Origin of the sequence: Corallococcus sp. 4LFB, assembly GCF_046520365.1 — a bacterium.
GTDB lineage: Bacteria > Myxococcota > Myxococcia > Myxococcales > Myxococcaceae > Corallococcus > Corallococcus caeni.
This window is the reverse complement of sequence record NZ_JBKGHJ010000872.1, coordinates 1-1,999: the sequence shown is the minus strand read 5'-3', so window position 1 is coordinate 1,999 and position 1,999 is coordinate 1. Positions and strand designations below refer to the sequence as shown.

General features: G+C 72.5%; 2 protein-coding genes. One reads left to right on the top strand and one right to left on the bottom strand.

The genetic code is table 11. The features are described 5' to 3' along the window. Positions 1-1,395 (top strand): hypothetical protein (locus ACLEQD_RS42185; RefSeq protein WP_410391597.1); only part of this gene is annotated, 1,395 nt, incomplete at its 5' end. A gap of 233 nt (positions 1,396-1,628) precedes the next feature. On the opposite strand, the gene ACLEQD_RS42180 is transcribed toward ACLEQD_RS42185, so the two are convergent. Further along, positions 1,629-1,999, bottom strand: a 371-nt coding sequence (locus ACLEQD_RS42180; RefSeq protein WP_410391595.1) for a LytR/AlgR family response regulator transcription factor, incomplete at its 5' end; no start/stop codon positions are given.

Below are 1,999 nucleotides of genomic sequence, written 5' to 3'. Positions count from 1 at the left end.
GCCCGGCTCCGCGCGCTCACGGGCCTGCGCATCCGGGGCGTGGGCCACTGGAACCTGCTGGAGCAGTCCGAGCGCCCCACGCCGCCCTTCCTCGTCATGTACGAGCAGTTCGACGAGGTGAGCGACCTGCGCCGGGGCCGCCTGCGTCAGCAGTCCGAGGCGCGCGGGGTGGTGATGGACGCCTGGAGGAGCGTGACGATGCTGCTGGCCGACGGCGTGGCGGCGGCGGCGTTCGATGGGAAGTGGCGGCCCCTGGGCGCCGCGCAGCTCCAGGACATGCAGGAGCGGATGGCCTTCGCGCCAGAGCACGTGCTGCTCGCGGCCCTGGACGCGAAGGACCTGCGAGCCCAGGCGGACACCGTGTTGCAGGAGGTGCCCCACCACGTGGTCGCCTTCCACCTGGACCGCGCGAGCGTGCGCCTGTTCCTCAACGCCCGCACGGGCCTGCCCACGGCGGTGGAGACGGTGGGCGCGCATCCGGAAGACCCTTTCTGGAGCGTCTGGGGCGACGTGCGCACGGTGCTGTCCTTCCAGGCGTGGTCCCTGGAGTCCGGCGGCCTGCGCTATCCGCGCCACTGGGAGTGGGCGCGCAACGGCCAGCCCCACCACTCCGTCACGGTGACGGCGGTGACCGTCAATCCGCCGCTCGTGGACGCGGACTTCGCCGTGGCGGAGGACGTGAAGCAGGGCTTCGAGGCACGCCGCGCGAGGAAGCTGGACGACACGCCCGCGCTCCGTCCGGACGCCCCGCCCGTGGAGCTGGCGCCGGGCGTGGTGCAGCTGCCGGGCGCGTGGAACGTGGCGCTGGTGGCGCAGGACGACGGCGTGGTGGTGGTGGAGGGGCCGCTCGCGTCGGGCTACTCGGCGCGCGTGCTGGAGGAGGCCGCGAAGCGCTTCCCGGGCCTGAAGGTGAAGGCCGTGGTGTCCACCAGCGATGCCTGGCCGCACGTCGGTGGACTGCGGGAGTACGTGGCGCGGGGCATTCCGGTGTACGTGCTGGACCTCAACCGCGCGCTGGTGGAGCGGCTGGTGGCGTCGCCGCGCACGCTGCTCCCGGATGCGCTCGCGAGGAAGCCGCGCGCCGCGAAGCTCCAGGTCGTGGACGGGCGCCGGGTGCTGGGCAGCGGGAAGAACCGGCTGGAGCTGGTCCCGGTGCGCACGGAGACGGGAGAGCGGATGGTGTTCGCGTGGCTGCCGGAGCACCGGCTGCTCTACACGTCGGACCTGGTGCAGCCCCAGCCGGACGGCGCGTTCTTCAACGTGCAGCAGGTGGACGAGACGGTGGAGGTGGCCACGCGAGAGAAGCTGCCGGTGGCCCGCGTGTTCGGCATGCACCTGAAGCCCACGGACTGGAGCGCGCTCACCACCGCCGTGGAGAAGGCCCGCGCGCGCTGAGACGCGCCAGGTCCCCGGACCTGAAGTCTGTCCTCCTGGCTGAGAAGGTGAGAACGCCGCGGGCCCTCCCTGCCAGCGGCGCACCGCGAGAACCTGTCCGACTGTCCGACAAGTTGGGACATCCGCTGGGGATGCCTCCGCAGCATTCGAACCGCGGCAGCCTGTCCGACTGTCGGACAGGTTTTGGAGGACCGCGCCGGGCGGGAGGTGGGCAGCAGGGATGCCGGAGGGGCTTAGCGGGCTCGGCCCAGGCGTCGCTCCAGGTGTTCACGGCGGCTGCGGCTCACTCGCAGGCGCTGGCCGCTGCTCAGCACCACCACCTGCTCCGTGGGCGAGGGCCGGTGCACCTCCTGGATGCACTCCACGTTAACGATGGCGGAGCGGTGGATGCGAACGAAGCGCTCCGGATCCAACCGCGCCTCCAGTGCCGCCAGGCTCTCGCGCAGCACGTGGGCCTTGCCGTCCGCGTGCAGCGTGACGCAGTAGTCGTCCGCTTCAACCCACTCGATGTCCGCGACCGGGACGAGCACGGAGCGCAGGCCCACGCGCACCAGCAGCCGGTCCGCGAGGGGCTCCACGGGCCTTGGCGCCGCGCCCGCGTCCG